Origin of the sequence: Streptomyces sp. SID9727 (genome assembly GCF_010550605.1) — a bacterium.
Lineage (GTDB): Bacteria > Actinomycetota > Actinomycetes > Streptomycetales > Streptomycetaceae > Streptomyces.
Genome location: NZ_JAAGNI010000276.1, coordinates 1 through 25269, shown reverse-complemented (window position 1 = coordinate 25269; position 25269 = coordinate 1). Strand labels below are relative to the sequence as shown.

Annotated in this window: 25 protein-coding genes, 1 pseudogene and 1 riboswitch; of the genes and pseudogenes, 11 read left to right on the top strand and 15 right to left on the bottom strand. The window is 73.2% G+C overall.

The genetic code is table 11. The features are described 5' to 3' along the window. The first annotated feature begins 53 nt into the window (after positions 1-53). The gene (locus tag G3I41_RS17735; protein ID WP_164401194.1) at positions 54-1592 is read left to right on the top strand and encodes a S8 family serine peptidase; all 1539 of its coding nucleotides are present in this window, start codon (positions 54-56) and stop codon (positions 1590-1592) included. Positions 1593-1637: 45 nt separating this feature from the next. Here the strand turns inward: G3I41_RS17735 and G3I41_RS17730 are convergent, their stop codons facing one another. Genes G3I41_RS17730 through G3I41_RS17720 form a run of 3 tightly spaced genes read right to left on the bottom strand, consistent with a single transcriptional unit; the run spans position 1638 to position 4252 of the window. Then, on the bottom strand, positions 1638-2681 hold the full coding sequence (locus G3I41_RS17730; protein ID WP_164401193.1) for a zinc-dependent alcohol dehydrogenase family protein: 1044 nt from the start codon (positions 2679-2681) through the stop codon (positions 1638-1640). Positions 2682-2702: 21 nt separating this feature from the next. Beyond that, positions 2703-3362, bottom strand: coding sequence for a lysoplasmalogenase (locus G3I41_RS17725; RefSeq protein ID WP_164401192.1), 660 nt, complete (start codon positions 3360-3362; stop codon positions 2703-2705). Next, a complete protein-coding gene (locus G3I41_RS17720; protein WP_164401191.1) occupies positions 3359-4252 on the bottom strand; it encodes a sterol desaturase family protein in 894 nt (297 codons plus the stop codon). Before G3I41_RS17720 ends, G3I41_RS17725 begins: the two co-directional genes overlap by 4 nt. A 147-nt stretch (positions 4253-4399) precedes the next feature. Here G3I41_RS17720 and G3I41_RS17715 point away from each other — a divergent pair, with 147 nt between their 5' ends. Further along, positions 4400-7519, top strand: coding sequence for an NACHT domain-containing protein (locus tag G3I41_RS17715; RefSeq protein ID WP_343242161.1), 3120 nt, complete (start codon positions 4400-4402; stop codon positions 7517-7519). Between the two features lie 4 nt (positions 7520-7523). Here the strand turns inward: G3I41_RS17715 and G3I41_RS17710 are convergent, their stop codons facing one another. After that, a complete protein-coding gene (locus G3I41_RS17710; protein WP_164401190.1) occupies positions 7524-8237 on the bottom strand; it encodes a VIT family protein in 714 nt (237 codons plus the stop codon). Positions 8238-8319: 82 nt separating this feature from the next. Between G3I41_RS17710 and G3I41_RS17705 the strand changes: the two genes are divergently transcribed. The 5 genes from G3I41_RS17705 (at position 8320) to G3I41_RS17685 (ending at position 13154) form a co-directional block, all read left to right on the top strand. Further along, positions 8320-9327, top strand: a complete 1008-nt coding sequence (locus G3I41_RS17705; RefSeq protein ID WP_164401189.1) for a DEDDh family exonuclease — start codon at positions 8320-8322, stop codon at positions 9325-9327. 63 nt (positions 9328-9390) lie between these two features. After that, positions 9391-9624, top strand: coding sequence for a hypothetical protein (locus G3I41_RS17700; RefSeq protein ID WP_026171732.1), 234 nt, complete (start codon positions 9391-9393; stop codon positions 9622-9624). Between the two features lie 71 nt (positions 9625-9695). Further along, a complete protein-coding gene (locus tag G3I41_RS17695; RefSeq protein ID WP_164401188.1) occupies positions 9696-10505 on the top strand; it encodes an SURF1 family protein in 810 nt (269 codons plus the stop codon). Positions 10506-10567: 62 nt separating this feature from the next. After that, positions 10568-12394, top strand: a complete 1827-nt coding sequence (locus G3I41_RS17690) for a glycoside hydrolase family 15 protein (protein WP_164401187.1) — start codon at positions 10568-10570, stop codon at positions 12392-12394. Positions 12395-12398: 4 nt separating this feature from the next. Then, complete coding sequence (locus G3I41_RS17685) at positions 12399-13154, top strand: SDR family oxidoreductase (protein ID WP_164401186.1); 756 nt, start codon at positions 12399-12401, stop codon at positions 13152-13154. A gap of 42 nt (positions 13155-13196) precedes the next feature. On the opposite strand, the gene amaP is transcribed toward G3I41_RS17685, so the two are convergent. The 5 genes from amaP to G3I41_RS17660 are packed head-to-tail and all read right to left on the bottom strand — an operon-like array spanning position 13197 to position 15530. Then, positions 13197-13784 (bottom strand): alkaline shock response membrane anchor protein AmaP, encoded by a 588-nt coding sequence (gene amaP / locus G3I41_RS17680; protein WP_164401185.1) that lies wholly within the window; start codon positions 13782-13784, stop codon positions 13197-13199. Then, positions 13781-14467 carry a DUF6286 domain-containing protein gene (locus tag G3I41_RS17675; RefSeq protein WP_164401184.1) on the bottom strand — a complete coding sequence of 229 codons (687 nt, stop codon included), beginning with the start codon at positions 14465-14467 and terminating at the stop codon, positions 13781-13783. Before G3I41_RS17675 ends, amaP begins: the two co-directional genes overlap by 4 nt. Further along, positions 14464-14817, bottom strand: coding sequence for an Asp23/Gls24 family envelope stress response protein (locus tag G3I41_RS17670; protein WP_343242160.1), 354 nt, complete (start codon positions 14815-14817; stop codon positions 14464-14466). Before G3I41_RS17670 ends, G3I41_RS17675 begins: the two co-directional genes overlap by 4 nt. Positions 14818-14822: 5 nt before the next feature. Beyond that, the gene (locus G3I41_RS17665; RefSeq protein ID WP_143624117.1) at positions 14823-15014 is read right to left on the bottom strand and encodes a hypothetical protein; all 192 of its coding nucleotides are present in this window, start codon (positions 15012-15014) and stop codon (positions 14823-14825) included. 33 nt (positions 15015-15047) lie between these two features. After that, positions 15048-15530, bottom strand: coding sequence for an Asp23/Gls24 family envelope stress response protein (locus tag G3I41_RS17660; protein ID WP_073968401.1), 483 nt, complete (start codon positions 15528-15530; stop codon positions 15048-15050). A gap of 93 nt (positions 15531-15623) precedes the next feature. Between G3I41_RS17660 and G3I41_RS17655 the strand changes: the two genes are divergently transcribed. Then, the gene (locus G3I41_RS17655) at positions 15624-16334 is read left to right on the top strand and encodes a hypothetical protein (RefSeq protein ID WP_164401182.1); all 711 of its coding nucleotides are present in this window, start codon (positions 15624-15626) and stop codon (positions 16332-16334) included. 61 nt (positions 16335-16395) lie between these two features. On the opposite strand, the gene G3I41_RS17650 is transcribed toward G3I41_RS17655, so the two are convergent. The 6 genes from G3I41_RS17650 to G3I41_RS17625 form a co-directional block, all read right to left on the bottom strand. After that, entirely contained in the window at positions 16396-17187 is a 792-nt protein-coding gene (locus tag G3I41_RS17650; protein ID WP_164401181.1) for an enoyl-CoA hydratase/isomerase family protein, read from the bottom strand. Between the two features lie 151 nt (positions 17188-17338). After that, complete coding sequence (locus G3I41_RS17645; RefSeq protein ID WP_007263382.1) at positions 17339-17560, bottom strand: helix-turn-helix domain-containing protein; 222 nt, start codon at positions 17558-17560, stop codon at positions 17339-17341. 319 nt (positions 17561-17879) lie between these two features. After that, on the bottom strand, positions 17880-19478 hold the full coding sequence (gene abc-f / locus G3I41_RS17640) for a ribosomal protection-like ABC-F family protein (protein WP_164401180.1): 1599 nt from the start codon (positions 19476-19478) through the stop codon (positions 17880-17882). A gap of 150 nt (positions 19479-19628) precedes the next feature. Next, positions 19629-20933, bottom strand: a complete 1305-nt coding sequence (locus tag G3I41_RS17635) for a hypothetical protein (RefSeq protein WP_164401211.1) — start codon at positions 20931-20933, stop codon at positions 19629-19631. 184 nt (positions 20934-21117) lie between these two features. Further along, complete coding sequence (locus G3I41_RS17630; RefSeq protein WP_164401179.1) at positions 21118-22245, bottom strand: hypothetical protein; 1128 nt, start codon at positions 22243-22245, stop codon at positions 21118-21120. An 83-nt stretch (positions 22246-22328) separates the two neighbouring features. Next, entirely contained in the window at positions 22329-23006 is a 678-nt protein-coding gene (locus tag G3I41_RS17625; protein WP_164401178.1) for a class II aldolase/adducin family protein, read from the bottom strand. 143 nt (positions 23007-23149) lie between these two features. On the opposite strand from G3I41_RS17625, the gene G3I41_RS17620 reads away from it, so the two are divergent. The 3 genes and pseudogenes from G3I41_RS17620 to G3I41_RS17610 all read left to right on the top strand — a co-directional run. Continuing rightward, positions 23150-24421, top strand: a complete 1272-nt coding sequence (locus tag G3I41_RS17620) for an inorganic phosphate transporter (RefSeq protein ID WP_164401177.1) — start codon at positions 23150-23152, stop codon at positions 24419-24421. Positions 24422-24453: 32 nt separating this feature from the next. Further along, the gene (locus tag G3I41_RS17615; RefSeq protein WP_164401176.1) at positions 24454-24687 is read left to right on the top strand and encodes a hypothetical protein; all 234 of its coding nucleotides are present in this window, start codon (positions 24454-24456) and stop codon (positions 24685-24687) included. A 144-nt stretch (positions 24688-24831) separates the two neighbouring features. Next, a riboswitch (cobalamin riboswitch) is annotated at positions 24832-24961 on the top strand. Positions 24962-25083: 122 nt separating this feature from the next. Continuing rightward, positions 25084-25269, top strand: a pseudogene (locus G3I41_RS17610) (cobalamin biosynthesis protein); the annotation flags it as partial.

Below are 25269 nucleotides of genomic sequence, written 5' to 3'. Positions count from 1 at the left end.
CGACCGGGCACGCCGTGTGTCCGGTCGGCTGACACGGATGAAGTGGAGACCCCATGGCTCATCTGGTATCCGGACGGACGCGCGCACTGACGCTGCCCGTCGGATTGGCCCTCACCGCCTCGCTCGGCTTCCTGCCGGCGGGGGTGGCCTCCGCCGCACCGGCGGGGCACGGTGCCCCCGCCGCGGCGGTGCCCGCGGACGGACCGGAACTGTCGTACGTGGTCAACACCCAGGGCGGTCCCGGGACCGTCAAGCAGGTGCGCAAGGCGATAGAACGGGCCGGCGGCACGGTGGTGATCGCCTACGACCGGATCGGTGTCATCGTCGTCCACTCGAAGAACCCGGACTTCGCGAAGACGGTCCGCAAGGTCAGGGGCGTCCAGTCGGCGGGGGCCACGCGCACCAACCCGATCGTGCCCCAGGCCACCAAGGACATCGGGGTCGAGCAGCCCCTGACGGCCGCGCAGGAGAAGGCCGCGGCGGCGCAGGCGACGGCGGACCAGGACCCGATGGAGCCGTTGCAGTGGGACCTGCCGGCCATCAAGGCGGACAAGGCCCACCAGAAGTCGCTGGGCAGTTCCCGGGTGACGGTCGCGGTCATCGACACCGGGGTGGACGACACCCACCCGGACCTCGCGCCCAACTTCGACCGCGCGGCCTCCGCGAACTGCGTGTCGGGCGCCCCGGACACCACGGAGGGCGCCTGGCGTCCCAACCCCGGCGAGAGCGACCACGGCACCCACGTCGCCGGCACCATCGCGGCGGCCAAGAACGGCGTCGGCGTGACGGGCGTGGCGCCGGGCGTGAAGGTGTCCGGCATCAAGGTCGCCAACCCGGACGGCTTCTTCTACACCGAGTCCGTCGTCTGCGGCTTCGTCTGGGCCGCCGACCACGGGGTCGACGTCACCAACAACAGCTATTACACCGACCCGTGGATGTACAACTGCAAGAACGACCCGGACCAGGGCGCCCTGGTCGAGGCCGTGTACCGGGCCACCCGGTATGCCGAGCGGAAGGGCGCGGTCAACGTCGCGGCGGCCGGGAACTCCGCCGAGGACCTCGCGGCGGACTCCATCGAGGACACGACCAGCCCGAACGACACCACCCCGGGCGGCCGGACCGTCGACCCGCGCCAGTGCCTGGACATCCCGACGATGCTCCCGGGCGTCGTCACGGTCTCGGCGACGGGCGCGAAGGGCCTGAAGGCGTCGTACTCGAACTACGGGAACGGGGTCATCGACGTCGCCGCGCCCGGCGGGGACTCGACCATCTACCAGACGCCCGAGCCCCCCGCGACGAGCGGTCTGATCCTCTCGACCCTGCCGGGCGGCAAGTACGGCTACAAGGCCGGCACGTCGATGGCGTCCCCGCACGTCGCCGGCGTCGTGGCCCTGATCAAGTCGAAGCACCCGTACGCGACGCCCGCCGCGGTCAAGGCGCTGCTGACGCTGGAGGCGGACGCGAAGGCGTGCGACAAGCCGTACGACATCGACGGTGACGGCACGGCCGACGCGGTATGCGAGGGCGGCAAGAACCGCAACGGCTTCTACGGAGCCGGAGTGGTGGACGCGCTGGACGCCGTGCGCTGGTGACATCGGGGTCCGGGGGCTGCGCGCGGCGGCCCCCGGACCGCCGGATCACGGCGTGATGAGGACCTTGAGCGCCGTGCGCCCGTCCATCGCCTTGTAACCGGCCGGCACGTCGTCGAGCCCGACGGACAGGTCGAAGACGGGCGAGGGGTCGATGGTGCCGTCCAGCACGTCGGGCAGCAGCTCCGGGATGTACGTGCGCACGGGGGCGACGCCGCCGCGCAGGGCGATGTTCCGGTTGAACATGTCGCCGAGGTCGAGCCCGGTGCCGCTGCCGTGCGGGACGCCGACGTAGCCGATCGCCCCGCCGTCCCGGGTGATGCCGACGGCGGTGCGCATCGACTGCTCGGTGCCCACGGCCTCGATCACGCACTGCGCGCCCTCGCCGCCGAGCAGCTCGCGTACGGCCGCGACCGCCGCGTCGCCACGCTCGGCGACGATGTCGGTGGCGCCGAAGTCCCGGGCGATGTCCGTGCGCGCCGTGTGCCGGCCGAGCGCGATGATCCGCTCCGCGCCGAGCCGCTTGGCGGCCATCACCCCGCACAGCCCGACCGCCCCGTCCCCGACGACGGCGACGGTCGCGCCGGCCCGTACGCCCGCTCCGACCGCCGCGTGGTGGCCGGTGCCGAGCACGTCGGAGAGGGCCAGCAGCGCGGTGAGCAGCCGGTCGTCGGAGGCCGCTGCGGCGGGCAGGGCGACCAGGGTGCCGTCGGCGTGCGGGACGCGGACGGCCTCGCCCTGCCCGCCGTCGGAGCCCACCGAGCCCCAGAAGCCGCCCTGCGGGCAGGAGGTGGTGAGCCCTTCGGCGCAGTACGCGCAGGTGCCGTCGGACCAGACGAACGGCGCGACGACCAGGTCCCCGACGGCGAAGCCGCGCACCCCGGCCCCGGCCTCCTCGACGATCCCGAGGAACTCGTGGCCGATGCGCTGGCCGGGCTGCCGGGCGGACTCACCCCGGTAGGCCCACAGGTCGCTGCCGCAGATGCAGGCCCGCAGGACCCTCAGCACCACGTCGGTGGGCTGCTGGATCACCGGGTCGGGCACCTCTTCCACGCGGATGTCGTGGGGGGCGTGGATAACGGTGGCGCGCATGCGTGGGGGTCCTCGCTGATCTCAGATGCTGATACTCCTTTCACGGTACGCCCCCGGGCCGGCATCCTCCCGGGCCGGGGCGAGCACACCCAGGGTGAGCAGGAGCTGCGCGGCGACATAGGTGAGCATCACCCAGAAGCCGGGGGCCGGGAGCTGCGGCCAGTCCGCGATGCCGGTGGCGATGAGCGCGTCGGAGAGCAGGAAGAGGGCCCCGCCGGCCGCCGCGTACCGGCCGAGGACGCCGGAGCGGTACGCCATGGCGGTCAGCAGCAGGCTGTAGCCGGCCATCGGGACGCGCAGCCCGGCCGGCAGCCCGTCCCAGAGGAGCGCGACGAACACGGTGAGCACCACGGCGTACGCGAGCGCCGGGAGCAGTGCCCCGCGCGCCCGGCCGAAGAGCACCAGGTAGCAGACGTGCCCGGCGGCGAACCCGGCCATCCCGACGAGGAAGGCGAGGTCGGAGTCGGCCAGCAGGAGCACATCGCCCGCCCAGCCGCACAGCAGGGCCGCGATCAGCAGCCGGGGCCCGCGCCGGGCGAGGGCGTATCCGGCGAGCAGCGGCATCAGGAGCGGCTTGGCGCCGAGCTGGAGCCAGTCGGGTCCGGTGAGTACGCCGACGAGGTCGACGGCGCACGCGACGAGGAAGGCGACGAGCAGGGGCCTCGCGTACCGCCCGCTCACGCGGTGCCCTCCGGGGCGGGGGCCGCGGCGGGGGCGGACGCGGTACGGGGCGCGGCTCCGGCCGGCTGCCAGCCCGGGCCGCGGAAGATCCGCCCGGCCCGCTCGCCCCAGCCCCTCGCCGCGCGCACGTCCCGGGCGATGGCGGCGTACTCGTGGGTGGCGACGCGCAGCGGGTTGTACGTGCGGATGTTCTTGGTGAGCCCGTAGACCGGCCGCACCGTCTCCTGGGCGAACGAGCCGAACCAGCGGTCCCACACGATGAGGATGCCGCCGAAGTTGCGGTCGAGGTAGCCGCCCTGCGAGGCGTGGTGCACCCGGTGGTGGGAGGGCGTGTTGAGCACGTACTCGAAGGGCCGGGGCAGCTTGTCGATCCGCTCGGTGTGCACCCAGAACTGGTAGACGAGATTGGCCGAGGAGCAGAAGGCGAGCGCCGCCGGGTGCACCCCGCAGGCGATGAGCGGCAGATAGAACGGCCACGAGGTCAGCGAGGTCCAGGGCTGGCGCAGCGCGGTGGAGAGGTTGAACTTCTCGCTGGAGTGGTGGACCACGTGGCAGGCCCACAGGATGCGGATGACGTGGTGGCCCCGGTGGGACCAGTAGTAGAAGAAGTCCTGGGCGAGCAGCATCAGCAGGACCGTCCACCACAGGACCGGGACGCGCAGCGGCGTCAGCTCGTACACCGCGGTGTAGACGGCGACGATGGGCACTTTCCACAGCAGGTCGAAGACCAGGCTGCCCAGCCCCATGGTGATGCTGGTGGCGGCGTCCTTCGCCTCGTAGCCGGCGGCGTCCTCGTCGGGATGGAAGTGGTGCAGCGCCATCTCCAGGACGGTGAGCAGGACGAAGGCCGGTATGGACCAGAGCACTACATCGGGCAGGTTCGTCGGCATGCCTGCACGGTAGGGCCGGGGTCGGCCGGGGGCCAGATGTTGTTACCAACAAGTATGTGAGACCCGCTGTCAGCACTCTTTGGCACCTTCCGACAGGGCGGGCGTCGTACGATCGCCGCACCGGCGCGACTTGGGGGAGGAACTACCGTGCAGGGTCTGGAAGTTGCGTTACTGAGGCTGGCGACGACGGTGATCGGTGCGGTGGCCAGGTCGCTGCTGGCACCCAAGCCCGGCGCCGGTCTCGTCTCCGACCCGGTCCGCCCGCTCCCCCGCCCCGCGAAGCCGGACCGGCTGGCGAAGGTGCTGGGCGGGCGGCTGGCGGACGCGTACGCCGATGTGCCCGGGCACGAGCGCCTGGCCGCCGTGGACGCGGTACGGGACGCCTTCGCGGCCGGGGACGGGGTGACGGCGGACCGGCTGTTCGCCGCGGGGCTCGACCCGGCACGGCTCGCGGCGGCGCTCCCGGCGCCGGACCCGGGGCTCTCCGAGCGGGCGAGGAGCCTGTACGGGGAGCTGCTGGGCCGGTGCTGCGCGCATGTCGTGGAACAGCTGACCGCCGAACCGTCGTTCATGGCGCGCGCGGCGGTCGAGCAGACCCGCGCCACGGAGCGCACCCGGGAGCTGGTGGAGGACGTACGCCGACGGCTCGGCCCGGCGCCGGACGCCGCCGCCCTGGAGTTCGAGGAGCGGTACGCCGCCTTCGTGGCCCGGGCGCACAGCCGGATGGAGCTGTTCGGGCTGACCCTGGGCCGCTCGGCCGGTGACTGGCCGCTGGAGACGGCCTACATCAGCCTGGCGGTCAGCTCGCAGGACAGCGGGCCGGAGTGGTGGGAGGCCGGCGGGCCGGAGCGGGTGACGGTCAAGGTGGAGCAGTGCCTCGCGGGGAGCGAGCGGCTGCTGCTGCGGGGGCCGGCCGGGTCCGGCAAGAGCACCCTGGTGCAGTGGCTCGCGGTGAACGCCGCCCGGCAGTCGTTCGGCGCCGAGCTGGCGGACTGGAACCGCTGCGTGCCGTTCGTCCTGCGCCTGCGCGCGTTCACCTCGGACGAGAGGCTTCCGGGCCCGGAGGACTTCCTGCGCGCGGCGGGCGTCCCGCTGCACGGCGCGGCGCCCGCCGGCTGGGCGGACCGGCTGCTGTCGGAGGGGCGTGGCCTGGTCCTGGTGGACGGGGTGGACGAGGTCCCGGCACGCCTGCGGCAGCGCACGGAGCGGTGGCTGAAGGACCTGATCACCGCGTACCCCCGCTCCCGGTACGTGGTGACGACGCGGCCGTCCGCGGTGCCGGACGGGTGGCTGTCCGGCTCCGGCTTCGAGGCGCACTCGCTGCTGCCGATGCGCGGGAAGGACATCCGCGCCTTCATCGAGCACTGGCACCGGGCCGCCCGCCTGGAGTGCGCGTCCGACGGGGAGCGCGCCCGGCTGGACACGTACGAGGAGACGCTGCGGCAGGCGGTGGTCACCCGGCGCGATCTGGGCCGGCTGGCCACCAACCCGCTGATGTGCGCCCTGCTGTGCGCGCTCAACCGCGACCGGCGCATGCAGCTGCCGAGGGCCCGGAAGGAGCTGTACGACGCCGCGCTGGACATGCTCCTCGTCCGCCGCGACACGGAGCGCGAGATCACGGGCGTGGAGGGGGTCGACCTGACCCGGGAGGAGCAGACCGCGCTGCTGCAGCGGCTGGCCTACTGGCTGATCCGCAACGGCCTGGCGGAGGCGGACCGGGGCGAGGCCCTGGAGCTGGTGACCGAGTGGCTGACGGCGATGTCCCAGATCCGGGCGACCCCGGAGGACGTCTTCTCCCACCTCCTCATCAGGAGCGGCCTGCTCCGCGAACCCGCGCCAGGGGCGGTCGGGTTCGTGCACCGCACCTTCCAGGACTATCTGGGCGCCAAGGCCGCGGTGGAGGCCCGCGACCTGGGCGTGCTCGTGAAGAACGCGCACGACGACCAGTGGCACGACGTGATCCAGATGGCGGTGGGCCACGCCCGGCCGGACGAACGGGAGCGGCTGCTGCGGCAGTTGCTGAGGCGCGCGGACCGGGCACCCCGGCACCGCCACCGCCTGGTGCTCCTGGTGGCGGCGAGCGCGGAGCACGCACCGGAGCTGGCGCCCGCGTTGCGGGCCGACATCCGCGACCGGACGGAGGCGCTGCTGCCGCCGCGCAGCCGGGAGGAGGCGGAGGCGCTGGCGGCGGTGGGGGAGCTGGTGCTGGAGCTGCTGCCGGGGCCGGAGGAGGCGCTGGCCAGCGATGCGGCGGGGTACGTGGTGATGACGGCGGGGCTGGTGGGCGGGGATGCGGCTTATGAGGTCATCCGGCGATATCGCGAGGACGGGCGCGACTGGGTGCGGGCCCAGATGTCCGACGCGTGGGGCTGTTTCGACACCGTTGCGTACGCCCGGGAGATCCTGGCGGCGCGGTCATGGGATGCGAACGGCCCCTACCTTGCCGCGACCACGCCGGAGCAGCTGGTGGCGCTCAGCCATGTCCCCCACGCTCGCGCGATCCGGTTGCAGGGGGCGCACCCGGACCTGTCCGCACTGGCTTCCCGCCCAGACATGGCGCGGCTCTTCGTCCTCGACAACAAGGAGCTGGCCGACCTCTCACCGCTGGCCGAGTTGCGTGAGCTCACGGACGTGGGGTTCAGCACGTGTCCCGGGGTTCGTGATCTGAGCCCTCTGCACTCTCCTGCCCTCACCGGGCTGTCACTGGTGCAACTGCATCCGGACCTGCCGGTCGGCCAACTGGAGCCGTTCACCGAGCTGTCGCACGTCCATCTGGCGCACCGCTTCCCCGTCGGAAGCGTCGGCGAGCTGCCGCTGACCCGCCGTCTCACGTTCCTGTCCATGACCGGACAAGCCAATGAGCTGAGTCTGGAAGGAATCGAGCAGTGGGCCGAGCTGAGGAGCCTCCGCATCGACGGACGGGCCCAGGTCCGGTATCTGTCCGCCTCCGAAACCATCCGGAAGCTCCGGCGGCTCACCCTGCAAAACCTGGACGACCTCGACCTGGCCTCGCTGGGCGGCGCATCCTCCCTCGGCTCACTCGATCTCTACCACTGCCGGCTGCCCCGAGGGCTGGAGCCGCTGATCGACCTGCCTGGGCTGAAGACGCTTTCGCTCTACGTCTTACCGAAGGACCTCGGCGACGGTGAGGTCTACGACCTGTCACCGCTGGCCGGCCTCGACGGTCTGACCATCACGCTCGGCAGCGACACGCCGGTCGTCGGCGCCGAACTCTTCCCGTCCGAACGGATCAACCGAATGCGCTGAAGACTCAGACCCCCGCCGCCCCCAGCAGATGCCCCGCCGCATACGTCACCGCCATGGCCACCGCTCCCCCGCCCATGTTCCGCAGCACCGCCGGGCCCGCCGCCGCCTCGCCCAGGCGGGCGCTCCACCAGCCCGTCACGGCCAGCACCGCGAGGACGGCGAGCACGGTGACCGGGACCCGGGCGGTGGCCGGGGGCAGCACGATCGCGAGCAACGGCAGCAGCGCGCCGACGGTGAACGCGAGGAAGCTGGCGCCCGCCGCGTGCCAGGGGTTGGTGAGGTCGTCCGGGTCGATGCCCAGCTCGACCTCCGCGTGGGCGCGCAGCGCATCGCGCTCGGTGAGCTGGACGGCGGCCTCGCGGGCCACGTCACGGCTCAGCCCCTTGCCCTCCAACAAGCCGGTCAGCTCGGCGAGTTCCGCCTCCGGGGTCTCCTGGAGCTCCCGCCTCTCGGTGGCCAGCGCGGCCTTCTCCGAGTCGCGCTGGGTGGACACCGAGACGTACTCCCCGGCCGCCATCGAGAGCGACCCGGCGAGCAGTCCGGCCAGCCCGGCCGTCAGCAGGGCGCCCCGGTCGTCGGTCGCTCCGGCGACGCCGACGACGAGCCCGGCGGTGGACACCACGCCGTCATTCGCCCCGAGCACGGCGGCCCGCAGCCAGTTGAGCCGGGTGCCCAGGCCGGCGGCGTGGGGTTCGTCGTGCTCCGGCGGTCGCGTCATCCCGGGATGGTCTCACCTCGCGGCGCCCCGGGGCACGGACGCGCACCGAATAGGGGACTGTCCGAGTCGGCCCGTATTCTCTGTGACCATGCTCGACGACCCGCAGACCGCAGCACCATGGCCGGCCGCCTACCCGCAGGGGTACGCGGTCGTCGACGTGGAGACCACCGGACTCGCCCGGGACGACCGGATAGTGTCCGCTGCCGTCTACCGCCTGGACGCGCGCGGCGACGTCGAGGACCACTGGTACACGCTGGTCAATCCGGAGCGCGATCCGGGGCCGGTCTGGATCCACGGGCTGACGAGCGACGTGCTGGAGGGGGCGCCGCTCTTCCCGGAGATCGCCGCCGAGCTGTCCGAACGGCTCGCGGACCGGGTGCTCGTGGCGCACAACGCCGCCTTCGACTGGTCGATGCTGGCGCGGGAGTACGCGCGCGCCTCGGTCACCGCGCCGGTCCGGCAGCGGCTGTGCACCATCGCGCTGGCCAAGGAGCTCCGGCTGCCGCTGGCCAACCACAAGCTGGCGTCCCTCGCGGAGCACTTCGGCGTGGTCCAGCAGCGCGCGCACCACGCGCTGGACGACGCGCGGGTGCTGGCGGAGGCGTTCCGTCCGAGCCTGCACGCGGCGGCGCGCGACGGGGTGCGGCTGCCGCTGCTGGAGTGCCGGCCGCTGACCGAGTGGTCGCACTCGCCGGTGACCCCGCGGTCCGGCTCCTCTCCCTCGTACGGGGGACACACGACCTGGCGTGCCTCGCGGAAGCGACCGGCCTGCCCGTACCCGAACCCGGGACGGTACGAGAAGGACAAACCACTCATGCAGGGCATGCGGGTGGCGTTCTCCGGGGACACCTCGATCGACCGCGAACTGCTGGAGGACCGCGCGGTGGAGGCCGGGCTGCACGTGGCGACCAGCGTCTCCCGGCTGACCAGCCTGCTCGTCACCAACGACCCGGACTCGGCGACGTCGAAGACGGTGAAGGCGAAGGCGTACGGCACCCCGGTCCTCGACGAGAGCGCCTTCACGCACCTCCTGCGCGACGTCGCCCCGGCCGTCGCGAAGGTGCCGGCGCCCACGCCGTCATCGGAGTGAACCGGGGGCGACTCGCCGCCCGCCGGCCGCCCGTCGCCGCTTCCGCGTCCCACCCTGTGGCGCATGGCACGTTGTGAGGTCTGCGGAAACGACTACGGGATGTCCTTCGAGGTGCACGCGCAGGGCGCGGTGCATGTCTTCGACTGCTTCGCCTGCGCCATCCACCGCATGGCGCCCATCTGCGAGCACTGCCGGGTCCAGGTCATCGGCCAGGGCGTCGAGGTCGACGGGCACTGGTTCTGCGGCGGGCACTGCGCCCGCGCGGAGGGGAAGGTGGGCATCGTGGACCGCGTCTGAGGACATGGGGCGGCCACCCCTTCGGCCACCCCGTGCGCGAGACACCCCACGGCCGGTTGTACCGTCGTGGGGTGTACCGCTTCCTGATGACCCGGCAGTGGCTGATCCTCGCCCTCCTCTCGCTCGTGCTCATCCCCACGATGATCGAGCTGGGTTTCTGGCAGCTTCACCGGCACGAGCACAAGGTCGCGCAGAACGCCCTGATCTCGCGCAATCTCAAGGCGGACCCGGTCGCCGTGTCCACGCTCACCTCACCCGGCCACACCGTTCCGCGCTCGGACTACTGGCGCACCGTGACGGCCACCGGGACCTTTGACGAGAAGCACGAGGTCGTCGTCCGCCGCAGGACCGCCACCGACGGCTCCATCGGTGTCCATGTGCTGGCCCCGTTCGACCTCAAGGGCGGCGGCACGGTGATGGTCAACCGGGGCTGGGTGCCCTCCGCCGACGACCAGCACGCCTTCCCCGACGTACCGGCCGCCCCGAAGGGCGAGGTGACCATCACCGGGCGGCTCAAGGCCGACGAGACGACCGGTGCGAGCGGCATCAAGGACATCTCGGACCTTCCGGACCGCCAGGTGATGCTGATCAGCAGCGCCCAGCAGGCCCGGCTGCTCGACCGCCCGGTGCTCGGCGGCTACATCGAGCTGACCGCCCCGGCGCCGCAGAACGGCTCGCCCGAGCCGATCGAGGCCCCCGACGACAGCTCCATCGGCCCGCACATGGCGTACGCCGTGCAGTGGTGGCTGTTCGCCGCCGGGGTCCCGGTGGGCTTCGTGGTCCTGGCCCGGCGCGAGAAGCGCGACCGGGTCGCCGCCGCGGAGGCGGCCGCCGCCGACGACGAGGACGCGACGCCGGAGCCCGAGCCCGCCCACGGGTGACTCCCGCCTCTCCCGACACCCGGTCTGCTTAACGGTGGCCGGGTTCGGGAAGACGCCTGGACGTGACCCCACGCATCGAGGACTACGCCCTCATCGGCGATCTCCAGACCGCGGCGCTGGTCGGCAAAAACGGTTCTGTCGACTGGTTGTGCCTGCCCCGCTTCGACTCGGGCGCCTGCTTCGCCGCCCTGCTCGGCGACGAGGAGAACGGCCACTGGCGGATCGCGCCGAAGGGCGCGGACACCTGCACCCGGCGCGGCTACGCGGGCGACTCCCTCGTCCTGGAGACGTACTGGGAGACGCGCACCGGCACCGTCAAGGTGATCGACTTCATGCCGCAGCGCGACAAGGAGCCGGACGTGATGCGGATCGTCGAGGGGGTCAGCGGCACCGTCGAGATGTCGTCGGTGATCCGGCTGCGCTTCGACTTCGGCTCCATCGTGCCGTGGATGCGCCGCTCGGACGGCCACCGGGTCGCCGTCGCCGGGCCGGACTCCGCCTGGCTGCGCAGCGAACCGCCGGTCAAGACGTGGGGCCAGCAGTTCTCCACCTGTTCGTCCTTCACGGTCTCCGAGGGCGAGAAGGTGGCCTTCGTCCTGACCTGGCACCCCTCGCACTCGCCGCGGCCCAAGCGCGTCGACCCCTACGAGGCGCTGGAGAACGCCCTGACCGACTGGGCCGAGTGGTCCGCCCGCTGCGAGTACCAGGGACCGTACCGGGACGCCGTGATCCGCTCACTGATCACCCTCAAAGCGCTGACCTTCGGCCCGACCGGCGGCATCGTGGCGGCCCCGACCACCTCGCTCCCGGAGGAGATCGGCGGCGTACGGAACTGGGACTACCGCTTCTGCTGGCTGCGGGACTCCACGCTCACCCTCGGCGCGCTGATCTCGGCCGGCTACGTGGAGGAGGCCGCCGCCTGGCGGGACTGGCTGCTGCGCGCGGTCGCCGGGGACCCGGCCGACCTCCAGATCATGTACGGGCTGGCCGGCGAGCGCAGACTCCCCGAGTCCGAACTGCCGTGGCTGCGCGGCTACGAGAACTCCGCCCCGGTCAGGATCGGCAACGCGGCGGTGCGCCAGCGTCAGCTGGACGTGTACGGGGAGGTCATCGACTCGCTCCGGCTGGCCCGTGACGCGGGCCTGGACGACAAGCCGCACGCCTGGAGCCTCCAGCTCAGCCTGCTCGGGTTCCTGGAGTCCACCTGGCGCGAACCGGACGAGGGCCTGTGGGAGATCCGCGGGCAGCGGCGCCACTTCGTGCACTCCAAGGTGATGGCCTGGGTCGCGGCCGACCGGGCGGTGCGCAGCCTGGAGGACGACCCGTCCCTGGCCGGGGACGCGGACCGCTGGCGGGCAATGCGGGACGCCGTGCACCGGGAGGTGTGCGAGAAGGGCTACGACCCGGTGCGCAACACCTTCACCCAGTCGTACGGCTCCCGGGAACTGGACGCCTCGACGCTCCTCATCGCCCGGACCGGCTTCCTGCCGCCGGACGACCCCCGGGTGATCGGCACGGTGGACGCGGTGCGCGCGGAGCTGGGCAGCGGCGGTCTGGTGCGCCGCTACAGCACGGACGGCGTCTCGATCGACGGGCTGCCGGGCGGCGAGGGCGCGTTCCTGGCCTGCTCGTTCTGGCTGGCGGACGCCCTGCGGCTGACCGGGCGCACCGGGGAGGCGACCGAGCTCTTCGAGCGGCTGCTCGCCCTGCGCAACGACGTGGGCCTGCTGGCCGAGGAGTACGACACGGCGGCGGGGCGCCAGCTCGGCAACTTCCCGCAGGCGTTCAGCCATATCGGCCTGGTCGGTACGGCGGTGGCGCTGGCCGAGGCGCGGCCCGTGGAGGAGCGGGCCGCCGAGGACACGGACCCGGGCGGCACGGCAGGATAGGGCCATGGATCTTGGACTGAAGGACCGTGTGTACATCGTCACCGGAGCGACGCGCGGGCTCGGCTACGCCACCGCTCGGGCCCTGGTGGCGGACGGCGCGAAGGTGATCATCACCGGCCGGGACGAGAAGCGCGCCCAGCAGGCCGCCGCCGACCTGGGCCCGGACGCCGTCGGTCTCGCCGCCGACAACGCCGACCCGGCGGCGGCCGAGCGACTGGTGGAGGCCGCCCAGGAGGGCCTGGGCCGGCTCGACGGCATCCTCATCAGCGTCGGCGGCCCGCCGCCGGGCGGGATCGCGGACAACACCGACGAGCAGTGGCAGACCGCTTTCGATTCGGTGTTCCTGGGTGCGGTACGGCTGGCCAGGGCCGCCGCCGCGGCGCTCGGCGAGGGCGGGGCCATCGGCTTCGTGCTCTCCGGCTCCGTCCACGAGCCGATTCCCGGGCTGACCGTCTCCAACGGGCTGCGCCCCGGCCTGGCCGGCGTCGCCAAGTCGATGGCCGACGAGCTGGGCCCGCGCGGCATCCGGGTCGTGGGTCTGCTGCCGGCCCGGATCGACACGGACCGGGTGCGGGAGCTGGACGCGCTGTCGGGCGACGCGGAGAAGGCGCGTACCGCCAACGAGGCGAACATCCCGCTGCGCCGCTACGGCACCCCGGAGGAGTTCGGCCGCACGGCCGCGTTCCTGCTGTCCCCCGCCGCCTCGTACCTGACGGGCATCATGGTGCCGGTCGACGGCGGACACCGGCACGGATTCTGAGCCGCGGGCGGTGGCGCGGGGGTCCGCGCCACCATCCCGTCCTCAGCTCACCCGCGCCGCCCGGTGCTTGACGGCCTTGAGCCGGACCTCGGCGGGCAGCCGGGCCAGCCCCGCGGAGTCCCTGGCATGGGCCAGCGCCTCGTCGCTCAGCCTGCCCAGCGCCTCGTCCGGCGCGGCGTGCGGCTCCATCAGCAGCCGGACCCGGGCGGCCGGGGTGGAGCGCTTGCCGGTCAGGGTGACCTGGGCGCGGGCGACGCCGTCCAGGGCGCCCGCCTCATCGGAGAGCACGCCCTCCAGGGCCCGGCCGCGCAGCAGGGCGCCCTCGCCGTCGCCGCTGTCGACCAGCACCTCGTTCAGGCGGGAGCGGCGGAACTGGGCCAGCAGCCACCACAGGGCGAGGACCACGAGGACGGCGAGGACCGCGATGACCGTCGGCCACCACCAGCCCTCGGAGCGCCAGCGGTCCCGGTCCGCCTCGCTGAGCAGCACGTCGTTCTTGCCGTACCAGGGCCACCAGGACGGCACGGAGAGGCCCGTCGCCGCGGCGAGCACCCCGCCGCCCACGCAGAGCAGCACCAGTCCGGCCAGGGCCAGCAGTACCCGGTTGACGGTCCTGAGCACGCCGCTCACCCCTTCTTCGCCGGCCGGCGGACATGGACCGACAGGCTCGGCTGCCTGGCGAGTCCGAGTTCCCGGATGCCTGTGGAGAGCACGGTGTCCAGGTCGGCCCGTACGTCGTCGAGTTCACGGAAGTGCGACACGGCACGCACCCCCACCTTTCTCCGGCCCATGCGGACCCGGACCGACTGGACGCCGGCCACTTCGACGGCCCGGTCGCGCAGCACCATGGCCGCCGCCGTCCGGTCGAGCGCGGCGCGCACGTCGGTGTGTTCGCGGCGCATCGGCAGCAGGTCGCGCAGTCCGGGGGTGAGCGCGAGGAGCAGCAGCCAGAGCCCGAGGGCGGCCGCGATCGACGCGCCGGTGAGCACCCAGACGTCGTCGAGCTTCCGCGTCGCGAGCTCGTCCGCCAGGGAGCGGCGCCACTGCATCGCGGAGTGTCCGGCGCGGACCGCCGCCACGTCGTAGAGGAGCAGGCCGCTCGCGCCGAGGACCACGGCGGCGACGATGCCGGCGGGGATGCGGCGGGCGGCCCAGAAGCGCCCCGCGCCGCCTTCGGGCCGTTCCTTGTCGGGCGTGGGTTCGTAGGCCGCGGAGGAGGCCGACTGGTCGAGGGCGAGGACACTGCCGTGTTCCGCCGCCCCGGGCTCGGGCGGTCGCCGCGTGCCGTCGTCCGGATCGTGGGGCTCGGTCATCGAATCCTCCCCTGTGCCGCCAGGCTCGCTCCGGTGGGATGCAGGCGTTCGACCTGGACGGCCACTTCGGGCACCTCCATCCCCGCCAACGCCTTTACCCGCTCGGCGACCCGCCGACGCACGGCACCGCACTGGTGGCCGATGTCAGCGGGATATCCCAGCTCCAGGCTCACCCGAACGCGGGCGGTGTCGCGGTGCACGGTGACCGTGGCACGCGGCGACGCCGCCTCCTTCGGGGTCGCGTCGACCGCCTCCTTGGCCGCCTGCGCGGCGATCTTCGCGACCACCCGGTCGGCGATCCGCGTCTCTCCCCGTTCCCCGGCCGAGACCGGGCCGCTCGCCCCCGACACCGCCGTCACCGCCGTCGGTCGCCGCGCTCGCGACTACGGAAGAAGTCGCCGGGTTCCAGGTCGCCGTCGAAGAACCGGCCGGCGACGAAGCCGACCGCTCCGAGGGCGGCCACCAGAACAAAGGCTCCGAACCCGCCGAAATACCCGGCGAAACCGAGCGCCATGCCGGCCAGCAGACCGGCCACAGCCATGCTCATCGTGTGCTCCTCAACCGCTCGGGGACGCCGGGACTACTGGACGCGGGACTCTGACTCGTCGTCATCGTCGTCCTCGTCGGGCAGCTTCACGTCGCTGACGGCGATGTTGACCTCGACCACTTCGAGGCCCGTCATGCGCTCGACGGCCGCGACGACGTTCTCCCGTACGTCGCGGGCGACGTCGGAGATCGACACGCCGTAGTCCACGACGATCTCCAGGTCCAGCGCGGTCTGGGTCTCGCCGACCTCCGCCTTGACGCCCCGGGTGACGGACTTGGAGCCGCCGGGGACCCGGTCGCGGACCGCGCCGAAGGTGCGGGACAGGCCGCTGCCCATGGCGTGCACTCCGACGACGTCGCGTGCCGCCATTCCGGCGATCTTCTCGACCACTCCGTCGGCGATCGTCGTACGGCCGCGGGTGCCGGGGTCGCCTCCGCCGCGCTTGGTCAGGCTGCTGCCGCCCGAGGCGTTGCTGTCGGAGTTCTCGGGCCGGTTCCGCTGTGGGGTCTCGGTCATCGCCGCTCTTCCCTTCGGGGCAGATTTGACTACTTTGCCCACATTAAGGGCGCTTGCCCCGACTCGCGCCGTGGATACGGCAGTCTGGTGGCCATGACGACGGCTGACGGCCCGCACAGGGCCCATGCGTGGACGGCTGCGGTACGGCAACGGCTCTCGCTGGGCCGACTACTCCCTTTGGGCGGCCCGGCGGACGGCGCCTGGATCGCGGAGCGGGCGGCGGTCGCGGTGCTGCGCCGGGCGGTGGCGGGTCCGGACCCCGGTCCGGTCCTCGGTGAGCTGCGGATCGCCGTGGCCGACCCGGAGTCGGCTCCCGCCGCGCAGGTCCCCCCACCCCCGAGCGCCCTGCCGCCGGGTCCCCTACGAATCGAGGCGACGATGACCGCGACGGCCGACCGGCCCCTGCCCGCAGCCGCTGACACGTTGCGCGCGGCCCTTCTGTCGGCCGCCGCGCGCCGGCTCGGCCTGGTGGTGTCCGAGGTGGACCTGAGAGTGACGGGGCTGCTCGACGGCTCGCCCGAACGGGTGGAGCCGGAGCCGGCGGAGGTGCGCCCGGTGGACGCGGAGAACGCCGCGGGGCGGGCCGCCGCCTCGGTGGCCGGGGTGGCGGCGCTGACCGGGGTGCTGGGCCCGGCGGTGCGGACGGGCGAGGACCATGTGCGCGTCGAGCTGGCGACGGAGAGCGGTCACCGCGCGCTGGACGTCGCCCTGGCCGTGCGGGAAGCGGTGACGGCGGCGGCCGAGGGGCGGCCACCGGTCGCGGTGCTGGTCACGGGGGTCTCGGAGGGCGGATCGGCGGGCTGAGCTTCGGAACGGGTGCGGGCCGGCGGGGGACGGCCACGGCTCCGGCCGGCCCGCCCGTATGTCAGCCGAGGGCGCCCGCCAGGTCGCGGAGGCGGCGGCCCTGAGCGGCCCGCTCGGCGGCGCGCTGCTCCTCGTACGTACGCGAGACGGCGCCGCCCAGCAGCGCCTTGGTCTCGATGACGGCGTCGCGCGGGGCGGCCAGCAGGGCGCCCGCCAGGTCGCGCGCGGCGCCGTCGAGCTCGGCGGCGGGCACGACGAGGTTGGCCAGGCCGGTGCGCTCCGCCTCCTCGGCGTGGACGTAGCGGCCGGTGGCGCAGATCTCCAGCGCGCGGGCGTACCCGACGAGGTGCACCAGAGGGTGCGTACCGGTGAGGTCGGGCACCAGGCCGAGGCTGGTCTCGCGCATGGCGAACTGGACGTCGTCGGCGACGATGCGCAGGTCACAGGCGAGGGCGAGCTGGAAGCCCGCGCCGATGGCGTGGCCCTGGACGGCCGCGATCGACACGATGTCGTTGCGGCGCCACCAGGTGAACGCCTCCTGGTACTCGGCGATCAGCGCGTCGAGCTCGGCCTCCGGGCCGCGCCCCATGTCGAGGAACGACGGCTCGCCGTCGAATCCCTCGGGGGTGAACGCCTGGCGGTCGAGTCCGGCGGAGAACGACACGCCTTCGGCGCGCAGCACGACGACCCGCACGCTGCCGGGCAGAGCCCGTCCGGCCTCGGTCAACGCCCGCCACAGAGCGGGAGACTGGGCGTTGCGCTTCGCCGGATTGGTGAGGGTCACCGTGGCAACCGCGTCGTCGACGGTGAGTCGTACGCCGTCCTGGTCGAGCACGGAGTCGAGCGAGGTCATACGGGGCCTCCGGTTCGGGTGCAGTCAGCACATGAAGCTAAGTGACTGAACAGTAACCACCGGATCGACCCTGCGGCCGACCGGGTGGGCGCACCCGGACCAGGGACCTCCCGGAGCCGCCCCGTGACGAGCTCCGATCCGCTGCCGGCCGTCAGGCCGCCGCGGCCTTCTTGCCTCGTGTGGCGCCGCCGCGTCCGCGGAGCGTCACTCCGGATTCGCTGAGCATCCGGTGGACGAATCCGTAGGAGCGGCCCGTTTCCTCGGCCAGCGCCCGGATGCTCGCACCGGAGTCGTACTTCTTCTTCAGGTCTGCCGCGAGCTTGTCGCGCGCGGCGCCGGTCACCCGGCTGCCCTTCTTCAGAGTCTCGGCCACCCGTGCCTCCTCATGGGAAGTGCGCTCTGGACTCTCATGATCACCCCTCGGGCGCTTCCTGGCCACCCATTCGGCAAGGTCTCTGCGACCGGATTCGCGCCCCGGGAGTGCGCCGGTGCGACCGGAATGCCTCATTCCAACAGGTCGTACGGGGTGTCGTGCGGGTGCCCGGAAAGGAACGTCCAGGTCAGGGCGCGCACGGGCTGAAGGGCGGATATGGGTGCGCCCGGCAGCTATCTGCCGGGCGCCGCGCCGAGGTACGAGACCCACTCACACAGATGACGGAGCACGAGTAGGCCGAATGATCCGGTCCCGGGGATCAGGCCAGCGCGACCAGGTCCCGGTAGTCCGCGCCCCACAGGTCCTCGATCCCGTCCGGGAGCAGGATGATCCGCTCGGGCTGAAGGGCCTCGACCGCGCCCTCGTCGTGCGTGACCAGGACGACCGCGCCCTTGTACGTGCGCAGCGCCCCGAGGATCTCCTCGCGGCTGGCCGGGTCCAGGTTGTTGGTGGGCTCGTCGAGCAGGAGCACGTTGGCGGAGGAGACGACCAGCGTCGCCAGGGCCAGACGGGTCTTCTCACCGCCGGAGAGCACCCCGGCCGGCTTGTCCACGTCGTCACCGGAGAAGAGGAACGAGCCGAGCGTCTTGCGGACGGCGACGAGGTCCAGGTCGGGCGCGGCGGAGCGCATGTTCTCCAGGACCGTGCGGTCGGGGTCCAGGGTCTCGTGCTCCTGGGCGTAGTAGCCCAGCTTGAGGCCGTGGCCCTCCACGACGCGGCCGGTGTCGGGCTGCTCGGCGCCGCCGAGCAGCCGCAGCAGCGTGGTCTTGCCGGCGCCGTTGAGGCCGAGGATGACGACGCGGGAGCCCTTGTCGATGGCCAGGTCGACGTCGGTGAAGATCTCCAGCGAGCCGTAGGACTTGGAGAGCCCTTCCGCCATCAGGGGCGTCTTGCCGCACGGCGAGGGGTCGGGGAAGCGCAGCTTGGCGACCTTGTCGGCGGCCCGGACCTCGTCGAGGCCGGACAGCAGCCGGTCGGCGCGCTTGGCCATGTTCTGCGCGGCGACCGTCTTGGTCGCCTTGGCGCGCATCTTGTCCGCCTGCGCGTTGAGGGCGGCGGCCTTCTTCTCGGCGTTCTGGCGCTCGCGCTTGCGGCGCTTCTCGTCGGCCTCGCGCTGCTGCTGGTAGAGCTTCCAGCCCATGTTGTAGACGTCGATCTGCGAGCGGTTGGCGTCGAGGTAGAAGACCTTGTTGACGACCGTCTCGACCAGCTCCACGTCGTGGGAGATCACGACGAAGCCGCCGCGGTAGGTCTTGAGGTAGTCGCGCAGCCAGACGATCGAGTCCGCGTCGAGGTGGTTGGTCGGCTCGTCCAGGAGCAGCGTGTCGGCGTCCGAGAAGAGGATGCGGGCCAGCTCGACGCGGCGCCGCTGACCGCCGGAGAGCGTGTGCAGCGGCTGGCCGAGCACGCGGTCGGGCAGGCTGAGCGCGGCGGCGATGGTGGCGGCCTCGGCCTCGGCGGCGTAACCGCCCTTGGTGAGGAACTCCGTCTCCAGGCGCTCGTACTTCTTCATCGCCTTCTCGCGGGTGGCGCCCTTGCCGTTCGCCATCCGGTCCTCGTTCTCCCGCATCTTGCGCAGGATCTCGTCCAGGCCGCGCGCGGACAGCACCCGGTCCCTGGCCAGGACGTCGAGGTCGCCGGTGCGCGGGTCCTGCGGGAGGTAGCCCACCTCACCGGAGCGGGTGATGGTGCCGGCAGCCGGGGTCCCCTCGCCCGCGAGGCACTTGGTGAGGGTGGTCTTGCCCGCTCCGTTGCGGCCGACGAGGCCGATGCGGTCGCCCTTGGCGATGCGGAAGCTGGCGGATTCGATGAGCAGACGGGCGCCGGCGCGCAGCTCGATGCCGGAGGCGGTGATCACGGGGAGGTACTCCTGGGCGGAAGGAAGGGCGGAGGAACGACGGGTGGTGACGGATCGACGCCGCTACTCACGCACACGCACAAGGAGAACTGCCATGGAAACCAGTCTACTGGCGGTGTCCAACGACTTTTCCGGGGCTCCGCCCCCGGGTCACGAGCCGCCCGTGTGGACCTGGAACGCCGCCTTGCGGACCGCCTTCGCCAGCGCCGGGTCCGGGTGGGCCGCGGCCAGGGCCACCAGGACCTGGACCGTGCGGGGGTGGCCGACGGCCCGGACCTCGTCCAGGAGGGCCGGGACCGTGCCCTGGACCGCCGAGTCGAGGTGGCGGATTAGGAGGCCCGTCTCGCCGTGGTCCGCGACCGCCGCCGCCGTGTCGACCCAGAGCCAGGTGGCCTCCTCGCGGCTGAGGACCTCCTGGGCGTCCTCGGGGTCCGTGCCGTCGTACTCGGCGAGCCAGAGCAGCGCGTACGGGCGCAGTGACGGGTCGGCCAGGACGGCCCGGACCTCGGGCTCGGCGGGGGCGCCGACGACGCGCAGCGCCTCGAAGGCCAGGCCGCGCAGGAGGGCGTCCTCGCCGCGGGCGACGTCGAGGAGTTCGGCGACGGCGCTGCCGACGGGGCGGGCGGCCAGCCAGGCACGGTATTCGGCGCGGGCGGGGCCGGGGGTGAGGCGGGCGCAGCCGAGGAGCATGTCGGCGGCGGCCTGCTCGATGTTGCCGGCGGGGCTCTGGGCGGCGACGCAGATCTGTTCCAGCTTGACCCAGACCGCCCAGTTGCCGAGCGGCGTCAGCGTGGCCTGGCCCGCGCCGAGGGTGAGCGCCCCGACGTCGGCCAGGCCCTCCAGGGCCCAGTCGAGCAGGCGGGCGACGAGGGCCGGCGGGTGGGCGATGGGCGCCGGTCCGGCGGGGCCGGGCAGCGGCTCGGGGCCGTACGGCACCTCGCAGCGCTCCTCGTGGAGTTCCGCGACGCGCTGGCCGAGGAGGTCGAGGAGGGCGGGCACGGTGACCGGGCCGGCCGAGAGCTGGAGCAGCGAGAGGACCTGGGGCACGGCCTCGACGGCCTCGGCGACGGCGGTGGACTCGACGCCCCGGGGCGCGGGGTGGACGAGCGACCAGGCGTCGAAGAGGGCCACCCAGCCGCGCAGCACCGCGGAGTCGTCCCGGTCCCAGGCGCGCAGCCGCCACCCGGGCCGTGCGGTGTCGCCGTGGAGTTCGACCAGTCCGGCGAGCCGGGCCCGGTCCCAGCCGGAGCGCACCTGCTCCGGGGAGATGTCCAGCGCGGCCGCGGCGTGTTCGAGGGCGGCCGGGGGCGTGGTGCCGGGGGCCGCCCCGTCGGCCGCCCAGCGGGCGATCCGTACGGCGTCGGCGAGGACCGTCCTGGCCTGGCGGGCCAACTCCGCCCGGGGCGGGGTGCCCTCGGGCGGGCGCGGCGCGGGCCTGGTGCGCCGGGTGGTCACAGCCCTTCGGGCGGTGGCGAGGGGTCGCGGGCGGACAAGACGCAGCCTGGAGTCGCGCGGGGTACGGGACGTCACGGGAGCAGTCTTGCCCCTGACGGCCCGAAAGCCCAAACGGAACCCGGGTCACCGGCGTTGACGGACCCCCGCACCGGCCGGGACCAATCGGCCGAACCGGCGCATCACCTCACATCAGGGGCGTGAGGAAGCGGCGAAGGGTCTCCTCGTAGTGGGCCGGGTCGGCGTTCCACATCGCCGCATGCGGAGCCCGGTCCACGGTGTGCAGGGAGACGAGGTCGGGGCGGGCGGCGGCGAGCCGGCGGGAGTGGATCCAGGGGGCCAGGGTGTCGTCGGGGCCGTGGAAGACGAGCGTCGGGACGTGCAGGGTCACCGGGACCGAGGTGTCCAGGAGTCCGGTGCCGTGCAGTCCCGTCTGCCCCTGGGCGGCCCGGACGGCCAGCGGCAGCAGCGCGGCGGGGACCCCGCGTGCGGCGGCTAGGCCGCGCAGGGTGTCGGTCCAGTCCAGGACGGGCGAGTCGAGGACGAGGCCGGAGATCCGGTCGCGGAGCGCGGAGCCCGCGCAGGCGTGCAGCGCCATCGACGCGCCGGTGGACCAGCCGTACAGGATGACCTGCTCGGCGCCGTTGCGGACGGCGAAGCGGATCGCCGCGTCCAGGTCGCGCCACTCGGACTCGCCGAGGTGGCCGAGACCGTCCGGGGAGCGGGGGGCGCCCGGGTCGCCGCGGTAGGCGAGGTCGAGCACGGGCAGCTGCCGGCCGTGCAGGAACTCCAGGAGGTTGAGGGGGTGCTCGCGGGTGGCGCCGATGCCGTGCACGGTGATGACCCAGACGCGGCGGGGAGCCGGGACGTACCAGGCGGGCAGTTCGCCCAGCTCGCCGGGGATCCGTACCTCCCGGAAGGCCAGGCCGAGCGCGCTGCCGGGGTCGCCGGTGTGCACCTGGGGCGTCAGGCGGACCTTGTCGCCGGGGGCGAGGACGCCGTGGTCGACGCGTTCCAGCCGGCGCACGACGGTGTCGGCGGCCTGGTGGGCGCGGTCGAGCACGGGGCCGACGACGGCGTGGACGTCCTTGCCGGTCAGCCCGTACGTGCCGGGCCGCAGCGAGGTGAGGGACCGCGTCAGGGTGACCTGCCCGGCGGCCGTCGCGTGGACGGTGAGTTCGCGGTCGGCGGGGAGCGGTCGTCCGGGCGGCGTCTTGAGGGCGACGTCGCCCGCGAACCGGCCGGCCGCGACCGCTGCCGCGCCGGCGCCGATGAGTGTGGTGACGGCCGCTGCCGTCGCGGTAACCGGGCGCACCCCCACAGTGTCGGGGCCGGGGCGGCGCAATGCCAGTGGGCAGGGCCGTCCGATGCGGTCCCGGTGCTTTCGCCCGGACCCCTTCAGCGCGTTCCGGTGCCGCCTCGGCGCTGCCCGTACCCCTTCAGCGCCTCCACGACCTCGCTCAGCCGGTCCTCCGAGAGCAGGGCCGGGGTGCGGCCGGGCACGGCGCTCGCGGTGAGCCAGACGTGGCACAGCCATTCGAGCTGGGCGGTGCGGTCGTAGGCCTCATCGAGGGTGGCGCCGTAGGTGACGGTGCCGTGGTTGGCGAGGAGGCAGCCGGTGCGGCCGCGGAGGGCGGTGAGCATGTTCGCGGCCAGTTCGGGGGTGCCGTAGCGGGCGTAGGGGGCGACGCGGACCGTGCCGCCGAGCATCGCCGCGGCGTAATGGACCGGGGGGACCTCCGTGACGAGGGTGGAGACGGCCGTGGCGTGGACCGCGTGGGTGTGCACGACGGCCCTTGCGTCGGTGTTCCGGTAGACGGCCAGGTGGAGGGGAAGTTCGCTGGTGGGGGCAAGTGTCCCGAGGGTCTGGTTGCCTTCCGGATCGACGCCGGTCAGCTCCTCGGGGCCCAGCCGGTCGTACGGCACTCCGCTGGGGGTGACCAGCACCGTGTCACCGACCCGCAGCGAGACGTTTCCGGAGGTTCCGACGACCAGTCCCTCGGCCGCCGTGCGGCGCGCCGCAGCGACGACGGCCTCCCATCCCCGGGCGATCGCCCCGTGCTCTCGGTCACTCATTCGAAGATCCTTTCCGGCCCCGCCCCAAGCGCCGCCCGGCCACCGCTCCGGGGGTCACCGCAGCGCCCTGCTCAGTTCATCTTCCGTTCACTCAAGTTGCCTACGTTCCACGTGCCAATGACGTCGAACGATTGCCTGGGTAAATGGAACACATCACGCTGCTGCTCGCGATAGTGATCGTGACAGCTCTAGTGTTCGATTTCACGAACGGTTTCCACGACACCGCCAACGCGATGGCCACCACCATCTCGACCGGCGCACTCAAACCCAAGACGGCGGTCGCGATGTCCGCCGTTCTCAATCTGGTCGGCGCGTTCCTGTCCGTGGAGGTCGCCAAGACGATCTCCGGCGGGATCGTCAACGAGGACGGCCTCAGAACCGAGGTCATCTTCGCGGCGCTCGTCGGCGCCATCCTGTGGAATCTTCTGACCTGGCTGGTCGGGCTGCCGTCCAGCTCCTCCCACGCACTGTTCGGCGGCCTCATCGGCGCCGCGGTGATGTCCGCCGGCTGGTCGTCGGTCAACGGCGGCACCGTCGTCACCAAGGTGCTGCTGCCCGCCGTCGCCGCCCCGATCGTGGCCGGTGTCGCCGCGCTCCTGGCCACCCGGCTCACGTACCGGATCGGCAAGAAGATCCGGAACGACGCCCAGGAGAAGGCCACCGCCAAGGGCTACCGGGCGGGCCAGATCGCCTCGGCCGGGCTCGTCTCGCTCGCGCACGGCACGAACGACGCCCAGAAGACGATGGGCATCATCACCCTCGCCCTGGTCACCGGCGGCGTCCTCTCCCCCGGCTCCAACCCGCCGGTCTGGGTCATCGTCAGCGCCGGCCTGGCCATCGCGCTCGGCACGTACCTCGGCGGCTGGCGCATCATCCGCACCATGGGCAGCGGCCTGACCGAGCTGAAGCCCCCGCAGGGCTTCGCCGCCCAGACCAGCGCGGCCACCGTCATCCTGGCGTCCTCGCACCTCGGCTTCTCCCTCTCCACCACGCAGTCCTGCTCCGGGGCCGTGATGGGCGCGGGCCTCGGCCGGTCCGGGGGTGTGGTCCGCTGGTCCACCGCCACCCGGATGTTCGTCGCCTGGGGCCTGACCCTGCCGGCCGCCGGCCTGGTCGGCGCCGGTGCCGAGTTCCTGACGAAGCAGGGCACCTGGGGCGTCGTGGTCGTCGCGGCCCTCCTGATCGCCGGATCCGGGGCGATCTGGATGCTCTCGCGCCGCAAGCCCGTCGGCCACGGCGATGTCGCGCCCGGCACCGAGGCCGCGGCCCCGGCCGAGCCCGCGGGTGTCGTCACCCAGGCCATCGCGGCCGTGAGCCCGCCGCCCACGGCGGCCCAGGCGCACGACCTCGCCGCCACCATTCCGGCGCCCGCCGGTCCCGTCGCCGCCGACCCGGCCCGACCCGCCACGGTCTGACAGACCCCGGTACTCCGGTAAGGACACCCCGTATGAACATCGACTGGGCAGCTCTGGGCACCGTCTTCGGCGTCTCCCTCGTCACCACCGTCGCCCTGGTGGGCCTCTTCACGCTCGGCATCGTCGGCCTCTCCAAGCAGCCGGAGCCGGCCGCCGGGGGCGGTCAGGCGGGCTCGTCGCTCCTGCTGGCGCGCGCCGGCGCGTACGTCTGCTTCGGGCTGTGCGCGGCGGCGGTCGCGTACGGCATCTATCTGATCGTCGCCTGACGCACCACCCTCCCCCGGGCCGGACGCACCTCGTGCGCGTCCGGCCCGGTGTGCGTCCGCCCACACCGTGCCACCGCAGGTCAACGGCGAGTTGACGGGCGTTCGCGGGGCGTGGTGGACTGCCGGAGCCATTACGGCGACAGCAGAGGAAGCCGGTGCGAATCCGGCGCGGTCCCGCCACTGTCACCGGGGAGCGGTCCCCCACCGCACGTCACGGCCCGCGCGAGCGGGCTGGAAGACCGGGGAGCCCGCCGATCCGGAAGCCAGGAGACTCTCGTCGCCGTCACGTCGAACCAGGGCGCGGACCCTGAGTGAGGACATATCGCCATGCCCGGCTGCCGTGCGACCTTCTCCCCACGCCCCCCGTCGGCAGCCCCGGGCGCGGTCGGCTGAACCGTGCGTGCCGATCGCATCTACGCGTACGGCGCCACCGCCGGCCTGATCGCCGACCTGCTGCTCGGTGACCCCCGCAGGGGGCACCCGGTCGCCGCCTTCGGGCGGGCCGCCGCGGCCGTCGAGGACCGGCTCTGGCGCGACCATCGCGGCCGGGGCGCCCTGCACACCCTGATCTGCGCCGGGGGC